This window comes from Sphingobium lactosutens DS20 (genome assembly GCF_000445105.1).
Lineage (GTDB): Bacteria > Pseudomonadota > Alphaproteobacteria > Sphingomonadales > Sphingomonadaceae > Sphingobium > Sphingobium lactosutens.
Genome location: NZ_ATDP01000110.1, coordinates 102678 through 122135 on the forward strand (window position 1 = coordinate 102678; position 19458 = coordinate 122135).

17 protein-coding genes, 1 tRNA gene and 1 pseudogene are annotated in these 19458 nt (G+C 63.4%); 7 read left to right on the forward strand and 12 right to left on the reverse strand.

What is annotated here, in order from left to right:
• Positions 1 to 7: 7 nt before the first annotated feature.
• Positions 8 to 1447, reverse strand: a complete 1440-nt coding sequence (locus RLDS_RS54175) for a leucyl aminopeptidase (protein WP_031299306.1) — start codon at positions 1445 to 1447, stop codon at positions 8 to 10.
• A gap of 249 nt (positions 1448 to 1696) precedes the next feature.
• On the opposite strand from RLDS_RS54175, the gene RLDS_RS54180 reads away from it, so the two are divergent.
• The 4 genes from RLDS_RS54180 to rsmA all read left to right on the forward strand — a co-directional run bounded on the left by RLDS_RS54180 (position 1697) and on the right by rsmA (position 7225).
• The gene (locus RLDS_RS54180) at positions 1697 to 3916 is read left to right on the forward strand and encodes an LPS-assembly protein LptD (RefSeq protein WP_040604064.1); all 2220 of its coding nucleotides are present in this window, start codon (positions 1697 to 1699) and stop codon (positions 3914 to 3916) included.
• A gap of 85 nt (positions 3917 to 4001) precedes the next feature.
• Complete coding sequence (locus tag RLDS_RS54185; RefSeq protein WP_021228844.1) at positions 4002 to 5390, forward strand: peptidylprolyl isomerase; 1389 nt, start codon at positions 4002 to 4004, stop codon at positions 5388 to 5390.
• Entirely contained in the window at positions 5368 to 6393 is a 1026-nt protein-coding gene (gene pdxA / locus RLDS_RS54190) for a 4-hydroxythreonine-4-phosphate dehydrogenase PdxA (protein ID WP_031299310.1), read from the forward strand. Before RLDS_RS54185 ends, pdxA begins: the two co-directional genes overlap by 23 nt.
• Positions 6386 to 7225 (forward strand): 16S rRNA (adenine(1518)-N(6)/adenine(1519)-N(6))-dimethyltransferase RsmA, encoded by an 840-nt coding sequence (rsmA, locus tag RLDS_RS54195; RefSeq protein ID WP_021228846.1) that lies wholly within the window; start codon positions 6386 to 6388, stop codon positions 7223 to 7225. The genes pdxA and rsmA overlap by 8 nt, the downstream gene beginning before the upstream one ends.
• A 3-nt stretch (positions 7226 to 7228) precedes the next feature.
• Here rsmA and RLDS_RS54200 read toward each other — a convergent pair whose 3' ends face one another.
• From RLDS_RS54200 to rpoZ, 4 genes are all read right to left on the reverse strand, one after another.
• Positions 7229 to 8776: a M56 family metallopeptidase gene (locus RLDS_RS54200; protein WP_021228847.1), complete on the reverse strand. Its 1548-nt coding sequence runs from the start codon at positions 8774 to 8776 to the stop codon at positions 7229 to 7231.
• Positions 8773 to 9141 carry a BlaI/MecI/CopY family transcriptional regulator gene (locus RLDS_RS54205; RefSeq protein WP_021228848.1) on the reverse strand — a complete coding sequence of 123 codons (369 nt, stop codon included), beginning with the start codon at positions 9139 to 9141 and terminating at the stop codon, positions 8773 to 8775. The genes RLDS_RS54200 and RLDS_RS54205 overlap by 4 nt, the downstream gene beginning before the upstream one ends.
• A 107-nt stretch (positions 9142 to 9248) precedes the next feature.
• On the reverse strand, positions 9249 to 9614 hold the full coding sequence (locus tag RLDS_RS54210) for a PilZ domain-containing protein (RefSeq protein WP_161626764.1): 366 nt from the start codon (positions 9612 to 9614) through the stop codon (positions 9249 to 9251).
• 281 nt (positions 9615 to 9895) lie between these two features.
• Positions 9896 to 10240, reverse strand: a complete 345-nt coding sequence (gene rpoZ / locus RLDS_RS54215) for a DNA-directed RNA polymerase subunit omega (RefSeq protein ID WP_021228850.1) — start codon at positions 10238 to 10240, stop codon at positions 9896 to 9898.
• Between the two features lie 126 nt (positions 10241 to 10366).
• Here rpoZ and RLDS_RS54220 point away from each other — a divergent pair, with 126 nt between their 5' ends.
• Positions 10367 to 11569, forward strand: a complete 1203-nt coding sequence (locus tag RLDS_RS54220) for a phospholipase D-like domain-containing protein (RefSeq protein WP_021228851.1) — start codon at positions 10367 to 10369, stop codon at positions 11567 to 11569.
• Positions 11570 to 11610: 41 nt separating this feature from the next.
• Here the strand turns inward: RLDS_RS54220 and RLDS_RS54225 are convergent, their stop codons facing one another.
• The 6 genes and pseudogenes from RLDS_RS54225 to ald form a co-directional block, all read right to left on the reverse strand.
• A complete protein-coding gene (locus RLDS_RS54225; RefSeq protein ID WP_021228852.1) occupies positions 11611 to 11991 on the reverse strand; it encodes a hypothetical protein in 381 nt (126 codons plus the stop codon).
• 175 nt (positions 11992 to 12166) lie between these two features.
• Positions 12167 to 12721 (reverse strand): hypothetical protein, encoded by a 555-nt coding sequence (locus RLDS_RS54230; protein ID WP_021228853.1) that lies wholly within the window; start codon positions 12719 to 12721, stop codon positions 12167 to 12169.
• On the reverse strand, positions 12718 to 14067 hold the full coding sequence (locus tag RLDS_RS54235) for a sensor histidine kinase (protein ID WP_021228854.1): 1350 nt from the start codon (positions 14065 to 14067) through the stop codon (positions 12718 to 12720). The genes RLDS_RS54230 and RLDS_RS54235 overlap by 4 nt, the downstream gene beginning before the upstream one ends.
• Positions 14060 to 14769, reverse strand: a pseudogene (locus tag RLDS_RS54240) (response regulator transcription factor). Before RLDS_RS54240 ends, RLDS_RS54235 begins: the two are co-directional and overlap by 8 nt.
• A gap of 196 nt (positions 14770 to 14965) precedes the next feature.
• Positions 14966 to 15796 (reverse strand): sulfite exporter TauE/SafE family protein, encoded by an 831-nt coding sequence (locus tag RLDS_RS54245; RefSeq protein ID WP_021228856.1) that lies wholly within the window; start codon positions 15794 to 15796, stop codon positions 14966 to 14968.
• Between the two features lie 353 nt (positions 15797 to 16149).
• Positions 16150 to 17265, reverse strand: a complete 1116-nt coding sequence (gene ald, locus RLDS_RS54250; RefSeq protein ID WP_021228858.1) for an alanine dehydrogenase — start codon at positions 17263 to 17265, stop codon at positions 16150 to 16152.
• Positions 17266 to 17423: 158 nt separating this feature from the next.
• On the opposite strand from ald, the gene RLDS_RS54255 reads away from it, so the two are divergent.
• Positions 17424 to 17891, forward strand: coding sequence for an Lrp/AsnC family transcriptional regulator (locus tag RLDS_RS54255; protein WP_021228859.1), 468 nt, complete (start codon positions 17424 to 17426; stop codon positions 17889 to 17891).
• Here the strand turns inward: RLDS_RS54255 and RLDS_RS54260 are convergent.
• On the reverse strand, positions 17881 to 18774 hold the full coding sequence (locus RLDS_RS54260; RefSeq protein WP_021228860.1) for a peptidylprolyl isomerase: 894 nt from the start codon (positions 18772 to 18774) through the stop codon (positions 17881 to 17883). The two genes, RLDS_RS54255 and RLDS_RS54260, sit on opposite strands and share 11 nt — an antisense overlap.
• 153 nt (positions 18775 to 18927) lie before the next feature.
• Between RLDS_RS54260 and RLDS_RS54265 the strand changes: the two genes are divergently transcribed.
• Positions 18928 to 19018 (forward strand) — tRNA-Ser (locus RLDS_RS54265).
• Positions 19019 to 19458: the final 440 nt, after the last annotated feature.

Below are 19458 nucleotides of genomic sequence, written 5' to 3' on the forward strand. Positions count from 1 at the left end.
CTGCGCGTCAGCGTTCGAACCGGTCCGTCACGAACCGGTCGAGCAGGCGCACGCCATAGCCGGTCGCGCCCTTGTCCCATGTCGCGCCGGGCTTGTCGGACCAGACCATGCCGGCAATGTCGAGATGCGCCCATTTGACGCCTTCGTCGACGAACCGCTTGATGAACTGGGCGGCGGTGATCGACCCGGCATAGCGCGGGCCGATATTCTTCATGTCGGCGATGGGGCTGTCGAGCAGCTTGTCATAGGCGTCGGACAGCGGGAAGCGCCACAGCTTTTCCCCCACGCTCTGCCCAGCCTTCGCCAGCGCGTCGGCGAGCGCGTCGTCATTGGCGAAGAGGCCGCCATGTTCATGGCCCAGCGCGACGATCATCGCGCCGGTCAGCGTCGCCAGGTCGACGATCATGTCGGGATTATAGGTTTTCTGAGCCCAGGTGACGGCGTCGCACAGCACCAGCCGCCCTTCGGCATCGGTGTTGAGCACTTCGATCGTCTGGCCCGACATGGAGGTGACGACATCCCCCGGCCGCTGCGCATTGCCGTCGGGCATATTTTCAACAAGGCCGCAAATGCCCACGACCCGCGCCTTCGCCTTGCGCCCGGCCAGCGCCTTCATCGCGCCCGCGACAGCGCCCGCGCCGCCCATGTCCCACTTCATGTCCTCCATGCCCGCGCCGGGCTTGAGCGAGATGCCGCCGGTATCGAAGGTCACGCCCTTGCCGATGAAGACCAGCGGCTTGTCCTGCGCGCCGTCGGTGCCGTCCCATTCCATCGCCAGCAGGCGCGGTTCGCGCACCGAACCCTGCGCGACGCCCAGCAAGGCGCCCATGCCAAGCTGCGTCATCGCATCCTTGTCGAGCACGGTGAGCTTGACGCCCAGCTGTTCGAGATGACGGCAGCGTTCGACGAAGCTTTCGGGATAGAGGATGTTGGCGGGTTCGGCGACCAGTTCGCGGGTGAAGGCGACGCCATCTGCGAGCGCGGCCTGCCGTTCCCAGGCGGCGTCGGCATCGCCGGCAACGATAGTGATGGCCTTGAGCGTGGGCTTGGCCTTTTCACTCTGGCGCGTGCGGTACGTGTCGAAGCGCCAGCTGCGCAGGCGCGCACCAAAGGCCAGCGTGGCGGCCGCCCCACCGCCCAGGCCTTCCACCGCCGCATGGGTCGCGCCACTGGTCGCCAGTTTCGCCACCAGCGCGCCGCCGGCCTTTTCCAGATCCTGGTCGCCGCCCGCCCCGGTGCCGATCAGCAGGACACGAATGGTCCGGCCGCCTTCTTCGGCGAAACTTTCAAAGCTGCTGCCTGCCTCACCGCTAAAGCGCGAGGCCGTCGCGCCCGCCGACAAAGTCGATGCGGCCGACAGCGGCAGAGCATCAAGCCCGCCCTTGGCAACGGCCAGGACCAGGGTGTCGGCGGCTTCGGGGCGGGTCGGGCTGAATTGGATATCCATCGGGGCGCTTTTCCTCTTGTCGATGTCTTGGCGGCGGCCGAGGGCCGCGCTGTCTGTTCCGCAGATAGTGCCGCCCGGCGCGTCTGGCAAAGGCGTTCGACCGATTTTGCATGATTCGATCCACGGCTGGCGATTGCGGAGCGCGCGGCAGTGCGATAGGCGGGAAGGCCAGACGCGCCGTCCATAGAGGCCCATTGCTTGCAGACCGCCTTGCCTTCCCCATTTTCCTGCGCTTCCCTCCGTGCCGTCCTGTTGGGCGGCGCGGCGCTGATCGCATGCCAGCCCGCGCTGGCGCAGCAACTGAACGAGCCGCAGACGCCGATCAGCGCGCCCGACGCGCCCATGCCGACCAGCGACGATCAGATCGGCTTTGCCGCCGACACGCTGGAATATAATAGCGAGACGGAGATCGTCACGGCGAGCGGCAATGTGCAATTGCTGCGCGAAGGCAATCGCCTGCGCGCCGACAAGGTCGTTTGGGACCGGAATAGCGGCAAGGTGGAGGCACAGGGCAATGTGTCCGTCACCGACCCCGATGGCAATGTTGCCTATGGCGACCGCTTCGATGTCACCGACAGCCTGAAGGACGGCGCGGTCGACAATATGCTGCTGGTGCTGCAATCGGGCGGGCGGCTGGCCGCGGTCAAGGGCACCCGCACCAATGGCGTCTACACGCTGGAGCGCGCTGCCTATACCGGCTGCTCGGTCGAGGACAGCGACGGCTGCCCCAAGGAGCCGACCTGGCAGATCAACGCCGTGCGGGTCGTCTATGACCCGACCCGCGAGCGTGTCACCTATCGCAACGCCAATATCGAGCTGTTTGGCCTGCCGCTCATTCCACTGCCCGGTTTCAGCCATCCCGTGGGCGACAATGGCGGCAGCGGTCTGCTGGTGCCCAATTTGCGCTACGATCGGAACAATGGTTTTGAAGTCGCGCTGCCCTATTATTTCAAGCTGGCACCCAATCGCGACCTGACGATCACGCCGCATGTCTATACCGACACGCTGCCGATGCTGGAGACCAATTTCCGGCACCTCTACGACCGCGGCGCCTATCAAATTACTGGCTACGTGACTCATGGCCGCCGCGTCGCCACAGGCGAAAGCCCGGCGGGAACGACGGCGGCTGACAGCGAAAAGGATCTTCGCGGCTATCTCGACGCGTCGGGCGCGATGCAATTGTCGCCCGAATGGAGCCTGGACGGGTCGATCCGGGTCGCGACCGATCGCACCTTCCTGCGCCGCTACGACATCAGTCGCGAAGACCGGCTGCGGTCGACCATCGGCGCGCAGCGTATCGGCGAGAACAGCTATTTCTCGATTCGCGGCTGGGCGGTGCAGACGCTGCGCCAAGGCGATTCGCAGGGCCAGACGCCGATCGCGCTGCCGGTCATCGACTATCGGCTGCGGATGAAGGACCCATGGCTGGGCGGCGTGTTGCAGTTGCAGGCGAACACGTTGGCGATCACCCGCACCGCCGGGCAGGATACACAGCGCGCCTTTGCTGGCGCGGAATGGAATTTGCGCACGCTGACGGGCCTGGGGCAGGAAGTGACCTTCACAGGCTATCTGCGCGGCGACGTCTATCACAGCAGCGACAATGCGCTGACATCGGTCGCCAGCTATGCGGGCGATCCGGGCTGGCAGGCGCGCGGTATCGCGGCGGCGGCGGTGGACATGCGCTGGCCGTTCGTGGGCGAAGCCTTTGGCGGCGTGCAGCGGATCGCGCCGCGCGTCCAGATCGTCGCGTCCCCGCATCTTGCCAACCTGTCGCTGCCCAATGAGGATGCGCGCGCGGTGGACCTGGAGGACAGCAACCTCTTCGCGCTCAACCGCTTTGCCGGCTATGACCGGTTCGAGGATAGCTCGCGTGTCACCTACGGTCTGGAATATGGGCTGGACCTGCCCAATTTTTCGCTGAGCGCGATCATCGGCCAAAGCTATCGACTGGATCGGCAGGAAAGCATTTTGCCCGATGGCACCGGCCTGTCGGATCGCACGTCCGATATCGTCGGGCGCACCACCATCCGCTACAAGAATTTCGTCAGCCTGATCCACCGCTATCGGCTGGACAAGGACAATCTGTCGGTGCGCCGCAACGAGATCGACGCGACCGTGGGCAGCAAGAAAACCTATGCGATGGTCGGCTATCTGCGGCTCAACCGCAATGCGCTCACCGGGCTGGAGGATTTGCAGGACCGCGAGGAACTGCGCCTCGGCGGCCGAGTGCAGTTTGCGCGCTTCTGGTCGGTGTTCGGATCGACCGTCGTCGACCTTACCGACGCGAAGGAAGACCCGGTCAGCATATCGGACGGCTATGAACCGGTCCGCCACCGGCTGGGCGTCGCTTATGAAGATGACTGCCTGACGCTGGGCTTCACCTGGCGACGCGATTACCAGACCAATGGCGACGCGCGAAAGGGCAATGGTTTCCAGCTACGGCTAGCTTTCCGCAATATTGGCATATAAGGAACGGGCTTCGTCCTCTCGTCAGGGCCGGTTAAGGCGGGGCTGTGCATCAGGCGCGGACCCGCATTGGAGTTTATTGCCGACGATGCTGCCTGCCGTTTCCTCGTCCAGCCGCCTGACCCGCGGCGCGCGTGTCCGCTTGCGCACCCTTGTCCTGTCATCGGCCCTGGTCGCCGCGGGCATCCAGCCCGTCGCCGCACAGACGGTCGACGACGATGACGCGAGCATGACCACGCAGCAGCTGAACCTGCCGCAGGACGTCACCGTCTTTGGCAAGAGCGATCCCAATGTTCGCAAGGCTACGGCCATCGTCAACGGCCGCATCATCACCGGCACCGATGTCGACCAGCGCCTGGCGCTGATCATCACCGCCAATGGCGGCAAGGTTTCGGATGAGGAAAAGGAGCGGCTGCGCGTGCAGGTGCTGCGCAACCTGATCGATGAGACGCTCCAGATTCAGGAAGCGGCCGCCAACGACATCAAAATCGCGCCGGAAGAAATCGAGCAGAGCTATCAGCGGGTCGCGGCCAATTTCCGCAAATCCCCCGCCGAATTCGACGCCTATTTGCGCAGCCAGGGCAGTTCGGCCGCCAGCATCAAGCGCCAGATCGAAGGCGAGCTGGCGTGGAGCCGCCTGCTCCGTCGCAACATCCAGCCCTTCGTCAACGTGTCCGAAGACGAAGTCAAATCGGTCATCGACCGGCTGAACGCGGCCAAGGGCAGCGACGAATATCGGATCGGCGAAATCTATCTGTCGGCGACGCCCGAAAACCAGGCGCAGATTGTCGCCAATGCACGCAACATCATCCAGCAAATCCAGCAGGGCGGCAGCTTCCAGGCCTATGCCCGGCAGTTTTCCGAAGCCTCCACTGCGGCCGTCGGCGGCGATCTGGGCTGGATTCGTCCCGCGCAATTGCCACCTGAACTGGCGCAGGCTGCCGCCGAGATGCAGGTCGGCCAGATTGCCGGCCCCATCGAGACGGTGGGCGGGGTGTCGATCATCTACGTCATGGACAAGCGCAAGGTGCTGACCGCCGATCCGCGTGACGCATTGCTGAGCCTGAAGCAATTGTCCGTCATGTTCCCCAAGGGCACCACCAAGGAACAGGCAGGCGCCAAGGCCGCGGAATTCGCCGCGGCGGTGAAGGAAATCAAGGGTTGCGGCCAAGCCAATGAGATTGGCGCGCGCATCGGCGCGGATGTGGTCGACAACGACAATGTGAAGGTGCGCGACCTGCCGCCGCAATTGCAGGAAATCCTGCTGAACCTCCAAGTCGGTGAAACCACCCCGCCCTTCGGATCGATCACGGACGGCGTGCGGGTTCTAGTGGTGTGCGGACGCGACGATCCGGCGTCGGCGAATGCGCCCAATGCTGACCAGATCATGGCGCAGCTGGAAGAGGAACGGGTCAACAAGCGCGCGCGCATCTATTTGCGTGACCTTCGCCGCGATGCGGTCATCGATTATAACTGACGCTGTGCCTCCGCTGGCGCCCTTCGCCGTGTCGCTGGGCGATCCGGCCGGGATTGGCCCGGAAATCGTCGCCAAAAGCTGGGTGATGCGTGAAGCGCGCGGCCTGCCGCCCTTTTTCGCGGTGGGCGATGTAGCATCGTTGCGCGCCGTCTGGCTCGGCCCGGTCGAGCGGATCGACAGCCCGGAGGAGGCCGCCGAGGTGTTCCCGCGCGCGCTGCCCTGCCTTCAGGTCGCAGACGCGGGCGAGATCGTTCCCGGCGCGCCCGGCGTCGATGGCGCGCGGGTCGCGTTCCAGTCGCTGGAGGTCGCCGTTGGCCTGGCCCGTTCCGGGTCCGCGGCGGGGATCGTCACCGCGCCGGTCGGCAAGGAACAGCTTTATGGCGTGGGCTTCACACATCCCGGCCAGACCGAATTCATCGCAGAACGCTGCGGCGTCGCCCCTCACAACGCCGTGATGATGCTGGCCGGGCCAGCGCTCAAGGTCGTGCCGATCACGATCCATATCGCGCTCGCCGACGTGTCCGCCGCGCTGACCATCGACCTGATCCGTGCCCGGGCGCTGACCACGGCCAAGGGATTGCAGCGCAATTTTAATATCGGCCGGCCACGGCTGGCAGTGGCGGGGCTCAACCCCCATGCGGGCGAGAATGGCGCGCTGGGTCGCGAAGAGATCGAGGTCATTCGTCCCGCCATTGAGCAATTGCGCGCCGATGGTCTGGATATTGTCGGGCCGCTGGCCGCCGACGGCATGTTCCACGCGCGCGCGCGCGAAACCTATGATGCCGCGCTGTGCATGTATCACGACCAGGCGCTGATCCCGATAAAAACGCTGAATTTTGACGAAGGCGTCAATATCACGCTGGGCCTGCCGATCGTTCGCACGTCGCCCGACCATGGCACGGCCTTTGGCATTGCCGGCACGGACAGCGCCAATCCCGGCGCGATGATGGCGGCGCTCAAAATGGCGGCCGAAGCGGCGCGCGCACGCATCCTGCATGGCTGACGAACGACCGGCGCTGCCGCCGTTGCGGGATGTCATTGTGCGACACGGGCTGGCCGCCAGCAAGGCGCTGGGGCAGAATTTCCTGCTGGACGAACAGTTGCTCGATCGTATCGCAGCCATCCCCGGCCCGCTCAAAGACAAACCGGCTTTCGAAGTAGGCCCCGGCCCCGGCGGCCTGACGCGCGCCATCCTGCGCGCAGGCGCGCGGTTGGTAGCGGTGGAGCGCGACGATCGCTGCCTGCCTGCGCTCGCTGAACTGGCCGATGCCTTTCCCGGTCAGTTGACGGTGATCGCGGGCGACGCCATGCAGGTCGATGCCCAGGCAGAAGCGGGCGATGGCGCGCATATCATCGCGAATCTGCCCTATAATGTAGGCACGCCATTGCTGGTGGGATGGCTTTCAGCGACCTGGACGCCGCTCCCCTGGTGGTCGAGCCTGACCCTGATGTTCCAGATGGAGGTCGCGGAACGCATCGTCGCGAAGCCCGGCACGGATCATTATGGGCGCCTGGCCGTCCTGTCGCAGTGGCGCAGCGATGCGCGGATCGCGATGAAGGTGCATCGCAGCGCCTTCACGCCACCACCCAAGGTCATGTCCGCCGTCGTCCACATCACGCCCAAGCCTGCGCCCGAAGGCGTGCAGTTGAAGATGCTGGAGCGACTGACCGCGGCGGCCTTTGGTCAGCGGCGCAAGATGATTCGCCAGAGCCTGAAGGCATTGCCCGGCGCGCTGGAGGCGTTGGTGGCCGAAGGCATCGATCCCCAGCGCCGCGCCGAAACCGTCAGCGTCGAGGAGTTCGTTGCCGTTGCCCGGCGGTTGAGCCGAGACTGAGCCTCAATAGCCTTCGCCGTCCAGTTCGGCGATATTCTCATCAATGTCGCGCAGGGCCTCGGCGCGCGCCTGCGCCGGCAGGCCAGCCGCGGCGATTTGCGCCCGCGCCGCGATCAGGCCGCTGCGTGCCGCCACTTTACCCAGATGCTCGGCCTGGCGCGCCTGCGCTTCGATCGCCTTCTGACAGATCCGCACCCGAATGTGCCGCCGGCCATTGGCATCGACCGCTTCACGATGACTGGTGAGCCCCCTGCCCTCGCACCCGTCCCGTACGTCGACGATAGGCACCATGCGGGCGATCTCCTCCTCCGTCGGGACGCGATGCGTCTCGACGCGGCCATCGGCGTGGGTGACAATGATACGCCCCTTTTCGCTGCGCACCGTGACGGGTGGCGTCGGCGGAACAGGCGGACTGGGCGGCGTCATGTCAGCAGCCGGGGGGACTGGTGCGATCGGCGCCACGGGTGCAGGCGCGGCGACAGCGTCCCTATGAGGCGCGGCTGGCGCATCAGGGCTCGACGGCTTGGCTGGGGCGTCCATCACGGCAGGGGTGATGGACGCCTGAGCGGGTTGCGCGACGAGGTCGGTCAATCGCGCTAGGTCGACCTGTTCCACCTTTTGCGTGATGGCCGCCATCTGCTTTGCGGCCCGGCTGCCCGACGCCGTTAGCGCCAGGCCGGCTACGGTGGCCAACCCAACCGTCGCCATGCCCCAACTGATGCGGCGCAATGATGCTTCATGACTGGATAACATTTTCAGCCTCCCTTTCAGCGTGGCGAGACGGGTCAGATGGCAGGCAGCAGCATAATGGCGGCCGCCAGCGGCCTTGAGAATGGCGCGACCATAGGCATGGGCCTGATCATTGCCGTAGAGCGAGAGGACGCGCGCGTCGCAGGCGGTTTCCTGGTCAGCGCGATAGGCCCGATAGGCAATCCATGCGATAGGATTGCACCAGTGAAATGCCAGCAGCAGCAGGGCGATCATATTCGCCAGAAGATCGCCGCTATGATGGTGCGCGCGTTCGTGGGCGATCGCCATGTCCTGTTCCTGTGCGTCATAGCGCAGGGCGAAATCGGGCGGCAGTACGATATGCGGGTGCAGCACGCCAAAGGCGAGCGGGCCAGACGCCTGTGGACTGGTGATAATCCGAATGCGGCCTTCCTGCCCCACCGGCGTCGCATCCTTCACGATGAGCCGACGGAACCGCACATAGCCAATGATCTGGACAGCCATGAAGATGGCCGTCCCGGTCAGCCACAAGGCGATCGCCAGTTCCAGCCAGGGCAAGGCCGGGCTGGCCACCGTGGTTTGCGCGGCAGTGGGCATGGCCAGCATGGCGGGCAAGCCGGACTGATCCATCGCCTGATGCAAAGGCGAAGGATCCGCCACCCGATCGGGAAGCGCAGGCAGGACCATGCGCGCAAACGGGAGGACCCAAAGCATATAGGCGGCGCTCGCCCCCAGCCACCGCGCCACAGGTCGCCTTATCATCATGACAAGCGCCATCAGCAGGCTGGAGGCGACCATCGTTTCGACCAGCCAGATGATCATGGCTTGAGCCCTTTCAGAATATCCTCCAGCTCGGCGATATCCTCCGCGCTCAGCTGATCCTGGCTCGCAAGCTGAGCTACGAGCGGCGAGACGCGGCCACCAAATAGGCGGTTGACCAGGCGGCCTGATTCACTTGCGACATAGTCGTCACGCTGGATGAGGGGGCGATAAAGGAAACGACGGCCGTCCTGATCAGCAGCGATTACATCCTTCGCCATCAGCCGGGACAGCAAGGTTTTGACCGTTTGAAGGCTCCAGTCGCGGGAGGCCGTAACCTGTTCAGCGACATCATTGGCGGTGCGGGGCGAGGTTTCCCATAGCGCCTCCATCACGACCAATTCGGCTTCGCTGATTTTCTCGCTCACGATCCGCCTCGACTCGATGACTGCAACTACATTTGTAATCGCATCGTTTACATCTGTAGTCAACAGCCATCCGTCGTCACCGAGGGGAGAAGCGGATCATCCTGATATCAGCCAGTGACCCGCAATCCGAACATGGCACGGCGATCGGCCGGACGAGCGGTCGGGCCACGAGGCGCGCCACGCGCCTGCCCGGGATAATCCGATGTCAGCGCCGAGGCATAAACGGGTCTGTCCGGCGCCTTTTCCGGCCCGGTCGCCTTCATCACGTCCTCAACGTTGATCGGCTTGTCGAAGGCGACGCCGAACTGGGCGCCACCGCACCAAACGACGCGCGCTGGGATCGTGAAGCGCCCGCGCGTCAGGATAATTCGCGTGCCGACATCGAGCACCGGCCCCTGTACCCGGGCACCGCCTTCGGAAATATCGCGTATCCGCACTAGTTCGACGTCGGATGCATCATGTTGGGTCTTCATATTCGCGGCCATGAAGACATTGGAGCGTTTGGGGCGATCCATGATCTTTCTCGCAACGATGGACGGCGCGGATGAGACGCCCTTGGATCGCTTGCGCCGTCAGTCCCTGCGTGGCGGGACGATGCGACCCGGGTCGGCTGCTACACGGGTAACGATTGGATCAGGCCAAAAGGTTCCCGATCCGACTGCAATGTATAGAATGGACACCGGCCCGTAAAGGTCGAGGCCCGGTCCTGCTAGCGCAGGCCGGGCCTCTTTCCCTCTCCAAACAGGTTCAGCGATCAGCCGTCGTAATCACCACCGATATTCTGGTTGCGCGGAGGCGCCGCAGCCGTCAAGCGCAGAGCCTCCGCCGACTGGGCGATCGAGCCGATTTCATCTGGCGTATCGTCATCGTCGATCTGGACCTTTTGCAGCGATCCGATCAGGGAATCGTGCAAGTCATCGGGCAGCACGGTTTCTTCCGCGATCTCGCGCAGGGCAACGACGGGATTCTTGTCGCGGTCGCGATCAAGCGTCAGTTCGGCGCCACCGGAAATTTCACGGGCGCGCTGAGCGGCAAGAAGGACGAGGTCAAAACGGTTGGTAACCTTGTCGACGCAATCTTCGACGGTGACGCGGGCCAAACAGGGCCTCCTGAATACAACGAATGGAAAAGCGTGAACCGGGCAGCTAGCAGCCCCGCCAGCGAGAGTCAATGAAAAGGCCATAAGCCCATGGCCACAGCGACTGAGAACGGGCATGAAACCTGAATGGCGGCCATCACGTCCCTTTCCAGCGCAGGCGATGCGCCCGACATATCGATTGTGCTGGAGGGCAATCAGCTGCGGCTGATTACGCATGGTCCCGCGCTGCGATCCGCCCTCATCACCCTGATCGACGGGGCGCGCCACAGCCTGAAACTCTATTATTATATCTTTGCCGCAGACGTGAGCGGCGGGATGGTGCGCGACGCCTTGGCCCAGGCCGCGCGTCGCGGCGTATCGGTGACGCTGATGATCGACGCATTCGGGTCAGCCAAGACGCCCGACAGGTTTTTCGCGCCGCTGGTCGATGCAGGCGGGCAATTCGGGCGTTTTGGCGCACGACGCTCCACGCGCTATCTGATCCGCAATCATCAGAAGATGGCGATAGCCGACGACGAACGGTTGCTGATTGGCGGGTTCAATGTGGAAGATGGCTACTTTGGAGTTCCCCAAGAGGGCGGCTGGCGCGATCTGGGCCTGTGGATGGAGGGCGAACAGGTAGAGGCCATGACTCGATGGTATGGCGGGTTATGGCGGTGGGTGTCGACGAAAAAGCAGCGTTTCAGGACGCTGCGAGCGATGGTGCGGCAATGGCATCCTGCCCTGCATCATGATGGGGGGTCGGCATTCCGCTGGCTGATCGGCGGACCGACGCGGCGGCTCAGCCCATGGGCGCAGGTCGTCAAGCATGACTTGGAAAAAGCGCAGCGCGTGGACATGATCGCCGCTTATTTCTCCCCCGGACGCGGCATGTTGAAACGCATTGCGCGCGCGGCAAAGCTCAGCGGCGCGCGCATCATCCTGCCCGCTGTCTCGGATAACGGGGCGACAGTTGCAGCGGCAAGGCTGTTATACGGCCCCTTACTGAAGCGCGGCGTCGAAATCGCTGAATATCAGCCATGCCAGCTGCATACGAAATTGCTGGTGATCGACGACGCCGTGTTCGTCGGGTCCGCCAATTTCGATATGCGCAGCCTCTTCCTCAATCTTGAAGTGATGCTAAAGGTAGAGGATAAGACGTTTGCCGACCAGGTCAGAGCCTATATCGCTCGGGAAATGCAGGATAGCCAAGTCATAAGTCTGCGAAACCATCGTTCGGGCCGCAGCATGATGACACTGGTCAAGCAGGCGATCAGCTATCTGCTAGTCGGAATATTGGACTACACCGTCACTCGGCGCCTGAATTTCCGCAATCCCGACGCGGACTGAGGAGGAGGCGCGTAGCCCCCTCCCATTCACCTAATGCAGGCTCATCGACCGTTTTTGGCGAGGACCCGGACCTGGCCAATGGGATAGCCCTTTTCAGCCATTTCCTTGGCATAGTCGCCACGAGCATCGGCCAGCTCCGCGCGATACTCGTCCCAGGCGTCGCGATTATCCTCCGCATCGGAGGAGCGGCGCAAATCCTTGGTCAATTCCTTCCGGGCTTCCGCCAGGTCGGTTTGATAATTGAACCAATAATCATTTTCGACGCCGGCAATGGGCGCCTGATAGACCAGCTGGTCCTCAACCTGCGCCAGTTGCTCTTCATAGCTGACCGGACCTTCTGCTGTTTGCGCCAGTCCGGCAGTCGGGAGAGCGGCGGGAGCAAGGCCCAGAAGGGCGGCGGCAAGAAACGTAGAGCGTGTCATCGGTTCTTCTCCTCTTTGCTGATCTGAACCATGACTGACACAACGCTCGAACGAAGGGATTTTGAGCCTTAACGGATGTGCAGAATGGATGAAGCGAGCCTGGGCAACGATGGACCGCACGGGTGAAACTGGCGCAAATCTTGTATTTTTAATCGATATTACAGCGCCTTATGCATTATCGGACAAGCAAATAGAAGCTTACCGCCTCCTCTCCGTCATTTTCTATCACAATATGGTAGCGATCGGTGAAAAGCGGCATCCAGGCGCAGTCCGCCTGCGGCCCGCCGACAGGCTTTTCGCACAATGTTTCGCCTTTCGCGCCCTGCACCTTGAGCGACAAATGGCCATTGCTCTCCCCCGTTGGCGCGACCATGATCTGCGCGCGCTGACCGCCCAGGAAAAGCTGGCGCATAGTCATGCTGCCGCCCGGCAGGAGCGATCCGCGGCGATAGGCGGGACCCAGAGCGCGCCCGCGATAGGGCGGATCGTCAATAATCGCGCCGCTAGCCTGCGCCTTTTCGCGCCAGAGCGCCGCCAAATCCGCCTGGCCCGGCGCCGGAGCCGCCCCCAGCACCGACAGCATCCGCGCCTTGCGGCCGAGCGAGGCGGTGTCGCCCTGCGCCTGCGCCGCCTCCCCTTCGACCAGCGTGCGCAGGATGGGGTCGGAAGGATGATGGTCCGCTTGTGACGCCGCCGCCGCAAACAGCAAAGGCAATAACAGCGCAATCACGATTCATCCTCCGGCTGGACAACGAAGCGCGCGCCGGGCGCTGCATCTTCGACGTGGAGCGTCAGCCCATGGCGCTGCGCGATCGCCAGCGCAAGAGCCAGCCCAAGGCCATGGCCGCCGTCCGCCGCGCCGTCCAGACGGACATAGCGCTCGAAAATCCGCTCACGGTCCGCCGCAGGGATGCCATCGCCATCATCCTCCACAATGATGCGCGGCCCGGCGGACAGTTGGAGCGACACGCTGCCGCCGCTCGGCACATATTTGAAGCCATTGTCGAGCAGGTTCGACATCAGCCGCATCATCTGCATCGCATCGGCGCGCAAGCGTATGCCGGGGGCGATGCGAGCATGAAAGCCGATCCCCAATTCTTCTGCGCTCGCGCCATAGAGATCGGCCAGATTTTCCGCGATATCGCTCAGGCTGACTTCCGCAAGGCCGCGCATGTCGCCACGCATCGCCTGTGTGCCGGCAATGTCGAGCAGGGAATCGAGCAGGCGCACGACGCTGCGTATCTCGGCCCTCGACCGCTCCAGCGTTTGCAGCAGCATATCGTCGCGCGTCGCCTCCATCGCCCGCAGGATACGCGTATCCAGATGCATGAGCGGCGTGCGGATTTCGTGCGCCGTCTGATCGGATACAGCGCGCTGCGCTTCAATCAGGCGTTCGACCTGGTCGAGCATGTCGTTGGTATTGGTCGCCAGTTCCGTCAATTCGTCGCTATCGCCCGCGCCGGGCACGCGTGCTTCAATATGTCCAGCGCGGACGGCGGCGAAGGTCGCATTCACCGCCTCCACCCGATTGCGCAGGCGCCGAGCGGCGAAATGGCCCGCGACTAGGCTGAGCCCGGCGATCAACGCGCCCGCCGTCGCGAAAGCGACAGCCAGGCGGGCAAGCAGCGCCTGACCGCGATAGTCGCTGCGCCCGACCACCAGTCTCATGTTCGGCCCAAGTTGCGTCGCCCGGGCGAACATGCGTTCGCCATCGGCCAAAGTGACGAACCGCGCTTCCGATATGTTTGGCGCGATGCGCGGCCAGCGGGTCAGGTTGCCCGCAATCCGATCGCCATTGTCGCGCGCCAGCAGATACCAGACGCGTTCGCCATCCTGACGCTCCACCGCGAAGCGATCGGCGATCCGCGCCTTCAGATCTTCCCGGCCTGCGCTGACATATATGTCGGCAAGGCCGGCAAGGTCGGTATCAACCTCCCGCGCGAGCATGGCGCGCGCATCATTGTCGACGATCTGGCGCACGACCAGAAACAAGGCCAGGGTCGACAGCAGGCTGACCAGCAAGGCCGACATCGTGACCCGGCCGAAAATCGACCGGAACAGGCCAGGCCTAGCCACGAGCCGCGTCTGCGTGCGCGATCAGCCGATAGCCGGTCCCCCAGACGGTTTCCAGAACCGGCGTATCGAAACCATCCTCAAGCTTGCGGCGCAAGCGGCCAACATTCACGTCGACGACATTGGTCTGAGGATCAAAGCTCAGCTTCCAGACATGGCGCAACAGCATCTCGCGCGTCACCACTTCCCCGGCATGGTCCATGAGGTAGCGGAACAGTTCGAATTCCTTGGGCGACAAAGGAAGATGCCGTCCCTGTCGAAAGGCGGTTCGCGCCTTTACATGGCATTCCAGGTCGCCGAACAGCAGCACGGGTTCATGGCTGCGGCGGCTGGCGCGGCGCCAGAGCGCGCGCACACGGGCGACGAGCTCGTCGGGTTCGAAAGGCTTGGCGAGATAGTCATCCACGCCGCTTTCCAGCCCTTCGACCCGATGTTCGCTGCGGCCCAGGGCCGACAGCATCAGGACCGGCGCGCCGACGCCGGCTGAGCGCATCCGCGTGACGATATCTATGCCCGACAGATGCGGCAACATGCGGTCGAGGAGACGACGTCATGTCCCCCGCTTCCAGCCCGATGGAGGCCTGCCGGCCCATCGGCAGCCTGTTCCACCGTCATACCCGCAGCGTTCAGGATCGCCGCGATCGTCGCGCGCGCCGCCTCGTCATCCTCCACCAGCAAAACGGAAATCTGATCAGACTGCCCCATGATCCCCCCGGCTTAGCCTTAACGGCAAAGCCCGCCAGTGACAAAGCCTGTTAGAGGACGCGAAGCCGGGCATCGTTTCGGTTACGGCCTGCCCCTGCCGATGGGAACAGTGAAACCCCACTGTCTTACCTTTCTCCAACGAAAAACGGCCGCCATGTCCGGCAGCCGTTTCGTGTCACCCATGACCGCGCGGGATTTACATTTTCAAACCGTTGCGCAGCATCAGCATGCCGATGATGAGCAGATAGACGCCGAAAATCTTTTTCAAGGGTCCCGCCGGCAGGCTGTGCGCTGCCGCCACGCCGAGCGGCGCGGTCAGCATCGACATGGACGCAATCGCCAATGTTCCGGGGATGTTGATATAGCCCAGCGAACCCCAGGGCAGACCGGTTTCCTTCAGGCCAATGATGGCAAAGCCGATTGTCGTGGGGATGGCGATCAACGTGCCGATGCCCGATGCGGTCGCAATGGCCCGGTGGATGGTCCGCCCGCAAAGCGTCATCACCATGATCGCGATGGTACCGCCGCCAATGCCCAGCAGCGAGGAAAAGGTGCCCAGGCCGCCCGCGATACCGACCCGCACGATACCGGACGGCATGGTGTCGCTGACCACCTTCCCGCTGACCTTGGGCAGCAGGAAATTGAGCGACATTAGGACCACGCCACCGCCAAAGATCATCTTGAGCGTACGGCCGTCGACATGGCTGGCGAGCAAGACGCCCGCACCGCATCCCATGACGATCCATGGCGCCCAGGCTTTGAGCACTTCAAATTCCACCGCGCCGCGTTTGGCATGGGACAGGAGCGACCGGATCGACGTGACGATGATGGTGGCGGCGGACGTGCCGATCGCGACATGGGCGATGGCATCCTTCGTGCCGCCAAGCAGCGGCAGAACGACCAGCAATGCCGGCACGACAACGAAGCCGCCGCCAATCCCGAAAATACCAGCGGCAAAGCCGGCCAGCAACCCGGCCGCCAGCATGGCGACCAGCGGCACCAGCCATGTCGTGATTTCAGCAGACATCACAGCCCCCCTTTCCGCGCAGGTCCGCCCGCGCGCATGTTTATGCCATCGCCCTGCGGGATCAAGGCGGCGAAAATGGGGTAATCGTCCATGATGTCAGACCATGCCTCTCTTCGGCGGAACCAGGATGCGTGGGGGCATGCGGTGATGTTCCCCTGCCCCGCTCAACGAACAAGAAGGAAGAACCCGCAACGTCCGTCGCGCCGTTCGCGTTACAATCTGGAAACAATTGAAGACGGGACGTTGGAACGAGAAAAAAGAAAGGCGCCAACCCCGGTGACGAGGTTGGCGCCTGTTGATCGCGCGCTTCTCGGGCGTATCAATCGCCCGATAGGATTACGGTCGCATCCGGATCAGGCCACGGCCTGTTCCGCCGGCGTATAGGGCAGATTGAGATCGTCGGCCACCGCCTGATAGGTGACCTTGCCGTCCCATATATTCAGGCCCGCACGCAGATGGACATCGCGGCGAAGCGCCTCCTTCCACCCCAGTTCGGCAATGCGCAGCGCATGGGGCAGCGTGACGTTATTCAACGCATAAGTGCTGGTGCGCGCGACCGCGCCGGGCATGTTGGCGACGCAATAATGCACGACATCATCGACAATATAGGTCGGCTCCGCATGGGTCGTGGCATGGCTGGTTTCGAAACAGCCGCCCTGGTCGATCGCGACATCAACGAGGACCGCGCCCTTCTTCATGGTCTTGAGCATGTCGGCGGTCACGAGCTTGGGCGCGGCGGCCCCCGGAATAAGCACCGCGCCGATCACCAGGTCAGCGTCCGCGACGCAATCGGCGAGATTGGCCTTGTTCGAAAAGCGCGTCTTGGCCCGCGCTTCGAAATACATGCCCAGCTTCTCCAGAACCTCGGGGCTGCGGTCGAGGATGGTGACGTCCGCACCAAGCCCCGCGGCCATCTGCGCCGCGTTGAAGCCGACAACGCCACCGCCGATGACGGCGACCTTGGCGGGCAGCACGCCCGGCACGCCGCCCAGCAGCACGCCACGTCCGCCATGCGCCTTTTCCAGCGCCGTCGCACCAGCCTGAATAGCCATGCGCCCGGCGACCTGGCTCATCGGCTTGAGCAGCGGCAGGCCGCCGCTGGCGTCGGTCACGGTTTCATAGGCGATGCAGGTCGCGCCGCTGGCAATAAGGTCGCGGGTCTGGTCCGGATCAGGCGCCAGGTGCAGATAGGTGTAGAGAATCTGGCCGGGCCGCAGCATCGCGCGTTCCACGGCTTGCGGCTCCTTCACCTTCACGATCATGTCGGCCGTGGCGAAGATTTCGGCCGCCGTCGTGATGATGTCGGCGCCCGCCTTGACGTAGAGATCGTCGCTCGCGCCGATGCCGTTGCCCGCGCCGGTTTCCACCAGCACGCGATGCCCATGCGCAGTCAGTTCATGCACGCTCTCGGGCGTCAGGCCCACGCGATATTCGTGATTCTTGATTTCCTTGACGGTGCCGACGATCATCATGTCTCTCCAAAGCCGAGGGACGGCGCGCGATTGCACTTCCGTATGGCCTGCGTGATACCGCAAAGGCGACGGCGAATGGTCCTGAATTTGCAGGGTGGAAGCGAAGACCTGCGGATGATATGCCGCGATATTGCCAATCGGCGGGATGATTTCGCGTGGATCGCTTCGACATCGCCATATTGGAAGCGCTGCAAAAGGATTCCCGCCGGTCCATGGCGGACTTGGGAGAGCGGATCGGCCTGTCCGCTTCTGCCTGCCATCGCCGCATCAAGGCGATGGAGGAAGCAGGCCTGATCGCAGGTTATGCCGCACGGCTGGACCCCAAAGCGCTCGGGCTTGACCTCCAGGCCTTTGTCGAAATCTCTCTGACCAGCCAGAGCCGGGAAATCATGGATCGGTTCGAACGCGCGGTGGCCGACTTTCCGGAGATATTGGAATGTCATCTCATGGCGGGCCAGGCCGACTATCTGCTGCGCGTGGCCGCTGCGGATCTGATAGGGTTCGACGCCATCCACCGCGACTGCCTCGCCCGCTTGCCCGGCGTCTCCGCCATCCGCACCAGCTTTGCGATCCGTCGTATCCGCGATTGGCAGGGCTATCGCCTGCGCGGCCTCAAGGCCTAGGCCGGACTGGGACGGGCGCATTGCACAGATCCACACCGCCCGCAGGTCGCTCGTAGAAATCATCCTTCCGGTTGGCGCGCAGACGCAGATATTCACTGAAAATCGGTGACGTCGTATCCATTTGCTGGAAATGCGGCTGCTGCGCAGCGGGCAGGTCGCTCGCCAGGCGCACGGACACTATAGGCACCGGGCGCTCCGATCCTGTGTAGAAGCCGAGTTCCCCCGATCCGCGCGGCAGGCTGGACAAATGCGCCATGCCGTCGATCACGCGTCCGACAACCGCGATATTGCGGTCAAGCTGGCGCGGCGCCTGGCCGATCACGGCGTAAAGTTCCGCACCGGTGCCAGCGTCAGGCGACAGGTTGCGGCCGACCCCGACATAGCCATAGCAATGCGGCAGCCAGACGGCGTCCCCATCCATCGCCACCGGCCAACCCGCAACGAAACCCGTTTTGGGCGCATAAGCGTCAGGATAGGGCAAAGATGTGATGTGCAATCGCCGGTTGGCGAGCGGCACTGTGTAATCAGCCGCGCTGGTCTGGAGCAGACCGGCCGGCAACGGCTTTTTCTCCGTCGCGTCGCCCCATTGCGCGACATAATTGTCCTGAACTCGATTGATGCTGGTTCCATCCCACCAATGCGCCTGGGCGAGCATGCGGATATTGGCGACGTGGCGGGGCGCCATGGCCGGAGCGAACTGAACGATGATCTGCGCGCCCCCCTCAATCGTCATGACGATCAGATCCTCAGCCGGAATGTTTGTCCATGCGCTCGCCGGCGATGATGCGATGAGTGCGGCTGGCGTGGCCGGCGGCGCGCTGTCTGCCGGGATGGGAGCCAAGGCCAGGGCTGCTGCAAGAACAAAGGGGAGCGAATGAGTCATCGCGCCATCAAACAAGGGACGTCCGATAAAGTAAAGCGATGCCGTTGATGCCCCTTGCCACCCCGCCCGCCCCGCGATAGGGAGCCGCCTTCCAGTGCGATTGGATAAAAGAACCCGATTCACGCCGCTTCCAGCGACAACAGGGTTCCGTGCGGAGCGGTGGCCGAGTGGTCGAAGGCGCTCGCCTGGAAAGTGAGTATACGTCAAAAGCGTATCGAGGGTTCGAATCCCTCCCGCTCCGCCACCTACTCTTATGTATCATCGTACTGCCCCCGTCTTTGCCCAATGGGCGCGGAGTAGCGTGAACTGACGGCGATTACCTGCATAGAGAACCACGCGGCCCCTGCTGCTGCGAGAACCCACGCCGTCGTTCTCTACTCATCCAGTTCGTTCAGAAAGGCGAAGGCGGTTCCAAACCACCGAATGTTTAGCAAGGCTTTGATGTCTTGAACGCAATCATGCGAAAATAGACGCAGGCGAACCGCGCAATAAATCATGAAAAATGCGGGTTCTGCGCCAGTTTTAGCTGTCTTTTCAGACCGGGAGATTCCCGAGCGCCCGAACCGTGCTAAAGACCTGCCGAATGCAGTCGTAACACGGGATGCGCCTCCAGCAATCCGGCGTGGACAATCCGACATCGGAGAGAAGGAGAGAAGACGTGGATCATAGCAGACGATCTGGACA

Bases quoted from the DNA above. Each gene is read 5' to 3' on its own strand.
- RLDS_RS54225 (WP_021228852.1), bottom strand. From the start codon at position 11,991: ATGACACGCTCTACGTTTCTTGCCGCCGCCCTTCTGGGCCTTGCTCCC.
- rsmA (WP_021228846.1), top strand. From the start codon at position 6,386: ATGGCTGACGAACGACCGGCGCTGCCGCCGTTGCGGGATGTCATTGTG.
- RLDS_RS54260 (WP_021228860.1), bottom strand. From the start codon at position 18,774: ATGACTCATTCGCTCCCCTTTGTTCTTGCAGCAGCCCTGGCCTTGGCT.
- RLDS_RS54210 (WP_161626764.1), bottom strand. From the start codon at position 9,614: ATGAAGACCCAACATGATGCATCCGACGTCGAACTAGTGCGGATACGC.
- RLDS_RS54200 (WP_021228847.1), bottom strand. From the start codon at position 8,776: ATGATCATCTGGCTGGTCGAAACGATGGTCGCCTCCAGCCTGCTGATG.
- RLDS_RS54245 (WP_021228856.1), bottom strand. From the start codon at position 15,796: ATGTCTGCTGAAATCACGACATGGCTGGTGCCGCTGGTCGCCATGCTG.
- pdxA (WP_031299310.1), top strand. From the start codon at position 5,368: ATGCGGTCATCGATTATAACTGACGCTGTGCCTCCGCTGGCGCCCTTC.
- RLDS_RS54185 (WP_021228844.1), top strand. From the start codon at position 4,002: ATGCTGCCTGCCGTTTCCTCGTCCAGCCGCCTGACCCGCGGCGCGCGT.
- RLDS_RS54220 (WP_021228851.1), top strand. From the start codon at position 10,367: ATGGCGGCCATCACGTCCCTTTCCAGCGCAGGCGATGCGCCCGACATA.
- ald (WP_021228858.1), bottom strand. From the start codon at position 17,265: ATGATCGTCGGCACCGTCAAGGAAATCAAGAATCACGAATATCGCGTG.
- RLDS_RS54175 (WP_031299306.1), bottom strand. From the start codon at position 1,447: ATGGATATCCAATTCAGCCCGACCCGCCCCGAAGCCGCCGACACCCTG.